Raw genomic sequence first — 6,050 nt, 5'->3', positions numbered from 1 at the left:
TTTCCTGGCGCGTGTACCACGGCCGTTTGGCGACCAGGCCCGCCGGCGTCTGGTAGAGCGGCACCGTGTTCGTCGCGGTCGGCAGGCGCGTGGCGTCGAAGACCGGTTCGTAATAGCTCGTGAGCTTGCCTTCGCTCGGGCCCGCGGGCGATTCGACCCGGAAGGGCTGCAGTCGCTGCATCATCCATTCGCGCTGCTGGTCGGCGTCGGCCAACGCGAGCTGGCGAACCTCGCGGCACAGCGGCGCGATGGCGGCGTTCGGCCGCGTGCAGTTGGCGACCATCGCCACCCAGCCTTCGTGCAGCGCATCCTCGTTGAAGCCCGGCAGCTCGGACCAGGCCACGGGCGTCCACCGGCTCTTGGGATGCGCGAGCGATCCGGTCAGCGGGCCGAGATCGCGCGGCGCAGCCGCACTCGGCGTCGCCGCCGGCACCTCGGGCTGTCGCGTGCTGACGCTGCAGCCACCCAGCGTTGCTACGATCGCGAGTCCCACCAGCCACCGGAGTCCTTTGTTCATGGGTCTGATTTTGCTTGAAGCCCTCGGCGCCGGAATCGTGTTCATCCTGATCATCTGGTGGACCATGTTCTCGGGCCGCAAGGGCGGCGAACTGCACGACGTGCACGGCCCCGACGAAGCACCGCCGGGCACGCCATCTCGACCTCCCGCCGAAGCGCCGCCACGCGATTGACGGCGTGTCGTCTCGAGCCGCTTCGGCCTGTCGGCCGCAGCGCCGATCGCTATCGAATCGATAGCAGCGCGACAAGCAACGATAAGCCAGGCCAGGGCTCTAGACCGCCGCGGGTGTTACATGCGGAAACCGCCGCGCCAGACATTCGACGCCAGTCGCTCGGGATAATCGCCGTTCCTTGTTTTGGACCCCGAGAAAGATTGACATGAGAAATTTCGTACTCGCCACCAGCGCCGCAGCGCTCGTCCTGTCAGGCTGCGCCGGCACCGGCACCGGCATGACCGACACCCAGCGCAACACCGGCATCGGTGCCGGGGTGGGCGCGCTGGCGGGCGCGGCGATCGGCTCGGCCACCGGCGGCAACCGGGGCGCGATCGGTGCCGGGGCGGCGGTCGGCGCGTTGGCGGGCGCCGCGGGCGGCTACCTGTGGTCGCAACGCATGGAGAACCAGAAGCGCCAGATGGAAGCAGCCACCCAGGGCACCGGCGTGGCCGTGACCCAGACCGCCAACAACGAGCTCAAGCTCGCGATCCCGAGCGATGTCTCCTTCGACGTCGGCCGTTCGGCGATCAAGCCCAATTTCTCGCCGGTGCTCGACCAGTTCGCCAGCGGCCTGCGCAACAACCCGAACGCCGACGTGCGCATCATCGGCCACACCGACAGCACCGGCACCGACGCCATCAACAACCCGCTGTCGATCGCGCGTGCCGCCAGCACCCGCGACTACCTGGTCGCGCGCGGCGTGCCGGCCGGATCGATCCGCACCGAAGGCCGCGGCGCGCGCGAGCCGATCGCCGACAACTCCACCGATGCCGGCCGGGCGCAAAATCGCCGCGTGGAAATCTACGTCGGGGAACGCCCCCAGGGCTAAGGCGCGGGGGCTCTAGACCCCTCGCAGCAGGTTGGCGAGCTCGACCGCCGACTTGACCTCCATCTTCTCGAACACGCGCGCGCGGTGGACCTCCACCGTGCGCACGCTGATCGCGAGCTGATCGGCGATCAGCTTGTTCGGCAGGCCTTCGACGACGCAGCGCATCACGTCGCGCTCGCGATCCGTCAGCTCGTCGATGCGGTGCTTGAGCAGCTTTCGCGTGCGCTGCGCCTCGATGGCTTGCAGCGAAACGCCGAGCGCATGCTCGATGCGATCGACCAGCGCGTTGTCCGAAAAAGGCTTCTCGCAGAAGTCGAAGGCGCCGCGCTTGACCGCATCCACCGCGGTCGGCACATCCGCGTGGCCGGTCAGGAAGATCACCGGCATGGTGTCGAGCAGTCCGCGTTCCGCGAGCCGGTCGAACAGCACGAGCCCGCTGGTGCCGGGCATGCGCACGTCGAGCAGCAGGCAGTGCGGGTGGTCCAGCAGCGGCTCGTCGGCCAGGCGCGCCTCGAAGGCTTCGGCGCTGGCGAATTGCTCGCTCACCAGGCGCCGCGAGCGCAGCAGCCAGGCCAGCGCCTCGCGCACACTGGCGTCGTCGTCGACGATGAAGATCAAGGCATCGATCAGGGGTTGCATGAGATGAGTGTCAGCTGGCGGTCGCAAGAGTAAATCGGAAGACCGTGCCGCGCGGCCGCTGCGGCTCGAACATGAGCACGCCTCCGTGCTGCTCGACGACGGTGCGGCACAGGCTCAGGCCCAGCCCCATGCCGTCGGGCCGGGTCGTGAAGAAAGGCGTGAAGAGGCGCGCCGCCACCTCGTCGCTGATGCCGCAGCCGACATCGGCGACCGAGAACTCGAGCCAGCGGCGCGCGTCCGCGCCCGGACTTCCGCCGGCGCGCACGACGCGCAGCCGCAGCACCCGCTCGGCCAGGCCGGGCATGTCCATCGCCTGCATGCCGTTGCGCGCCAGGTTCAGCAGCACCTGCTCGACCAGCGTCCGGTCGCACACCACGGCCGGCAGGTGCTCCTCGAACGCGAGCTCGACGCGGACCCCCAGCTTGCGCGCCTGCAGCCGCACCAGCGGCAGCACCGCATCGACCAGCGCCTGGGGCGTCACCGCCTCGCGCGTGCGGTCGCGCCGACGCACGAAGTCGTGCACGCTGCGGATCACCTGGCCGGCGCGGTCGGCCTGCTCGGCAATGCGGCGCACCGCCATCGCGACCTCTTCGTGCTCGCTCGCGCGCGGCAGGCCGTCGGCACCGAGCAGGTTGAGCGAGCCGCTCGCATAGCTCGCGATCGCCGCCAGCGGCTGCGTCAGTTCGTGGCTCAGCAGCGAAGCCATCTCGCCGACGGTCGCCAGCCGCGCGCTGGCCTGCAGGCGCTCCTGGCTGGCCCGCGACAGTTCCTCGATGCGGCGCTGCTCGCTGATGTCGATGAAGGCGCTCATCCAGCCGCTCTGGGACCCTTGCGCGTTGATCAGCGGGGCCTCGAAGATCAGCACCGGGAAGCGGGTGCCGTCCTTGCGCATGAAGACCGATTCGAATCCCTCGCGCGGCGGCGTGGCGCCCGCCAGTCGCACCGCCTGCCGGCGCTGGTATTCGTGCGCCAGTTCGGTCGGCCAGTAGGGCGCCTCGACGTCGCTGCCCATCAGCTCCTCGGCACTGAAGCCCACCATCTCGCAGAAGGCCGGATTGACATAGGTGATGCGGCCCCGCAGGTCGCGCGCGCGCAGGCCCGTGATGACCGAGTCCTCCATGGCCTTGCGAAACGCCAGCGCATCGGCGAGATCGCGTTCGGCGCGCAGGCGCCGGCGCGTGTCGCGCGCCAGCAGCACCAGCACCGACACCAGCGCGATCGAGATCGCCGTGACCAGCGCGGTCAGCATGTTGGGGAACAGGTCGGGCACGGCGCGCCAGCCGTCGACGCGCAGCATCAGGGTGGCGCCCGGAAGGTCGATCAGCTGCTGCGCGGTGAAGACCCGCGTGCCGATGCGGCGCGGCGCGCCGATCGCCACCAGCCGGGTGCCGTCGGCCTCGGTGAAGGCCACCTCCTGACCACGGCTGAGCATCGGCGCCAGCATCTCGGTCAGCGTGTCGCGAAGGGAGTAGGCAGCCACCAGGTAGCCGCCGCCCTCGACCGGCACGCACAGTTCCAGGACCTCGAGGCCGCTGCCCTGGGTCGAGGCCACGTAGTGGCTGGGCGAATAGGCCGGCGTGCCGAGCTTGCGCGCGCTGGTGCAGGCCTGCTCGACGTCGGTCTGGTTGGGGCCGCGTTCGTTGTCGCCGAACACCCGCCGTCGATAGGGCGAATCGACCACGCCGAGCGGATGCAGGGCCGGGTCGCGCCATTCGAGGCGCAGCCATTCGCGATGGTCGCGCAGCAGGCCGGCGGCCCGGGTTTCCCACTGCTCGCGGTCGACGCCGCCGGCCAGCGAGGCGCGCAGCGTCTGCACGTTGCGTTGCAGACCATCGCGCAGGTCCGACACCGCATCGGCCGTGTCGCGGTCCAGCACGGTCTGGGTCTGCTCGACCTCGTGCCGGCCGGCCAGCCAGACCACGGTGACCAGCAGCGCCAGCACCAGGATCGCCAGCAGCACCCACAGGAACCAGCGCCGCCACACCGAGCGCATGAAGCGCAACCGCGCGAACGCGGGCCGCAGGACGCGGGCGACGGGCAGCGGAGGCGCGGACACCGGCTTCAGATCACGCTGTGGGACAGCGCGGGCAGTTGCGCGCGCGCGGCTTCGAGCTGCGCGGCATCGATCTCGAACAGCACCGCGGCTTCGCCTTCGGCGTGCTGCGCCACCACCGCGCCCCAGGGGTCGACCACCATCGACTGGCCCCAGGTCTGGCGTCCGTTCTCGTGGGTGCCGCCTTGCGCCGGCGCGACCACCCAGGCGAGGTTCTCGATCGCCCGGGCGCGCAGCAGCACCTCCCAGTGGGCGGCGCCGGTGGTGCGCGTGAAGGCGCTGGGCACCAGCAGCAGCTCGGCCCCCTCGCGCGCCAGCGCGCGATAGAGCTCGGGAAAGCGCAGGTCGTAGCAGACGCTCATGCCGATGCGCCAGCGATGGCCGTCGCGCGAGGGCAGGTCGAAGCACACCGGCTGCGAGCCCGGCGCGATCACGCGGCGCTCGTCGTAGCGCTCGCGGCCATTGTCGAAGAAGAACAGGTGGATCTTGTCGTAGCGCGCGACGCAGGCGCCGTCCGGTGCGTAGACCAGCGAGCTGTTGAAGACATGCTGGTCGTCGTCGGTCTCGATCGGCAGCGTGCCGCCGACGATCCAGAGCCCGAACTCGCGCGCGGCATCGGCCAGGAAGCTCTGCACCGTGCCGGCACCGGCGGTCTCGCGCAGCGCCAGCTTGTCGGTGTCGCGCCGACCCATCATGCAGAAGTACTCGGGCAGCACCGCGAGCTCCGCGCCCGCGGCTGCGGCCTGGGCCAGCAGGTCGTGGGCGCGCGCCAGGTTGGCCTCGCGGGCGATGGCCGACACCATCTGGATCGCAGCGACTTTCATGGCGGTTGTCTCCTGAACTCGTTGAGGCCGCCCGCCGGGCCGCCCCAAGGGCGGACTGCACCCCCTCGGGGGGCAGCGATACACGAAGTGATGAGCGTGGGGGCCATGTCTTATCGGGGAATCGACGGCGCAGCCTGGGCCTCGGGGGTCGGCCGGCGCGCCACCCGGGTGATTTTCGGGTCGGTCCAGGTGCCGTCGATCTGGAACTCCTGCGTGGCGGCGGCAATCAGCGGCCGGCTCAGCACCATCTGGGCCAGGAAGGTCCCGAGGCCGATCGCGGGATTGATTGCAGTCGCCACCAGCGCCGCCGTGCCGGCGCTGATCTCGGGCACGACCACCACCCGGATGTTCTGCGTCTCGCGCGCGATGTCGGCCGAGCCATCCATCAGCACGGCGGCGTTGACACCTTTCATCTGCAGGTTGTTGGTGGACGCCACGCCCTTGACGATGGTGGCATCGCCGCGCAGGAAATCGAAGGCGAAGCCGGCGCTGAAGATGTCGCGGAAGTCGAGCGTGAGGCGCCGCGGCAGGGCCTGCAGGCTCAACACGCCCAGCAGCTTGGCGATGCCCGGATCGGCCTTGAGGAACTGTCCCGATTCGACGTCGATCTTCAATTGCCCGCCCAGGCTCGGGTAGTCGATCGAGAACGGCGAGCCGGTCCAGTTCACCTCGCCCTCGAGCCGGCCCCGGCCGCGCCGGACCACATCCTTCATGCCGAAGCGATTGAGCAGCGCGCCGGCATCCGTGATGTCGAGCTTGAATTCCATGGCGGTGCGGCGCTGCTCGCGCCCGCCGCTGCCGCCCGGCGGTGCCGCCCAGCTGCCCTGGGCATTGAAGGTGGCATCGGGGTTGGTGAGGGTCAGCTTGTTGAGCCGCCATTCGCGCCCGACGCCGCCGCGGTTCACCGCGTCGATCTCGGCCCGGCCGAGCCGTCGGCCCAGCAATTCGAAGTCGTCGACCACGATGTCGAGGGC

General features: G+C 70.2%; 7 protein-coding genes. 2 read left to right on the top strand and 5 right to left on the bottom strand.

Annotation, left to right across the window (positions count from 1 at the left end):
• The coding region (locus tag AC1D2K_RS28180) for an MltA domain-containing protein (protein ID WP_478092846.1) at nucleotides 1-517 on the bottom strand (517 nt) is incomplete at its 3' end.
• Here AC1D2K_RS28180 and AC1D2K_RS28175 point away from each other — a divergent pair.
• Together AC1D2K_RS28175 and AC1D2K_RS28170 are read left to right on the top strand one after the other, a co-directional pair.
• Nucleotides 516-689, top strand: coding sequence for a hypothetical protein (locus tag AC1D2K_RS28175; RefSeq protein ID WP_478092844.1), 174 nt, complete (start codon nucleotides 516-518; stop codon nucleotides 687-689). The two genes, AC1D2K_RS28180 and AC1D2K_RS28175, sit on opposite strands and share 2 nt — an antisense overlap.
• A 205-nt stretch (nucleotides 690-894) precedes the next feature.
• Nucleotides 895-1,560 carry a YiaD family glycine zipper/OmpA-like lipoprotein gene (locus tag AC1D2K_RS28170; RefSeq protein WP_478092843.1) on the top strand — a complete coding sequence of 222 codons (666 nt, stop codon included), beginning with the start codon at nucleotides 895-897 and terminating at the stop codon, nucleotides 1,558-1,560.
• A 12-nt stretch (nucleotides 1,561-1,572) separates the two neighbouring features.
• Here AC1D2K_RS28170 and AC1D2K_RS28165 read toward each other — a convergent pair whose 3' ends face one another.
• From AC1D2K_RS28165 to AC1D2K_RS28150, 4 genes are all read right to left on the bottom strand, one after another.
• Nucleotides 1,573-2,199: a response regulator transcription factor gene (locus AC1D2K_RS28165; RefSeq protein ID WP_478092842.1), complete on the bottom strand. Its 627-nt coding sequence runs from the start codon at nucleotides 2,197-2,199 to the stop codon at nucleotides 1,573-1,575.
• 10 nt (nucleotides 2,200-2,209) lie between these two features.
• On the bottom strand, nucleotides 2,210-4,192 hold the full coding sequence (locus tag AC1D2K_RS28160; RefSeq protein WP_478092848.1) for a two-component system sensor histidine kinase NtrB: 1,983 nt from the start codon (nucleotides 4,190-4,192) through the stop codon (nucleotides 2,210-2,212).
• 68 nt (nucleotides 4,193-4,260) lie between these two features.
• The gene (locus AC1D2K_RS28155; protein WP_478092841.1) at nucleotides 4,261-5,076 is read right to left on the bottom strand and encodes a carbon-nitrogen hydrolase family protein; all 816 of its coding nucleotides are present in this window, start codon (nucleotides 5,074-5,076) and stop codon (nucleotides 4,261-4,263) included.
• A 110-nt stretch (nucleotides 5,077-5,186) separates the two neighbouring features.
• Nucleotides 5,187-6,050: YhdP family phospholipid transporter (locus AC1D2K_RS28150; RefSeq protein ID WP_478092840.1), on the bottom strand; the 864-nt coding region annotated here is incomplete at its 5' end.

The organism is Variovorax sp. P1_H12_2, from assembly GCF_056405335.1.
Note: the sequence above shows the minus strand (reverse complement) of the source record. Positions and strands in the feature narration are given on the sequence as shown.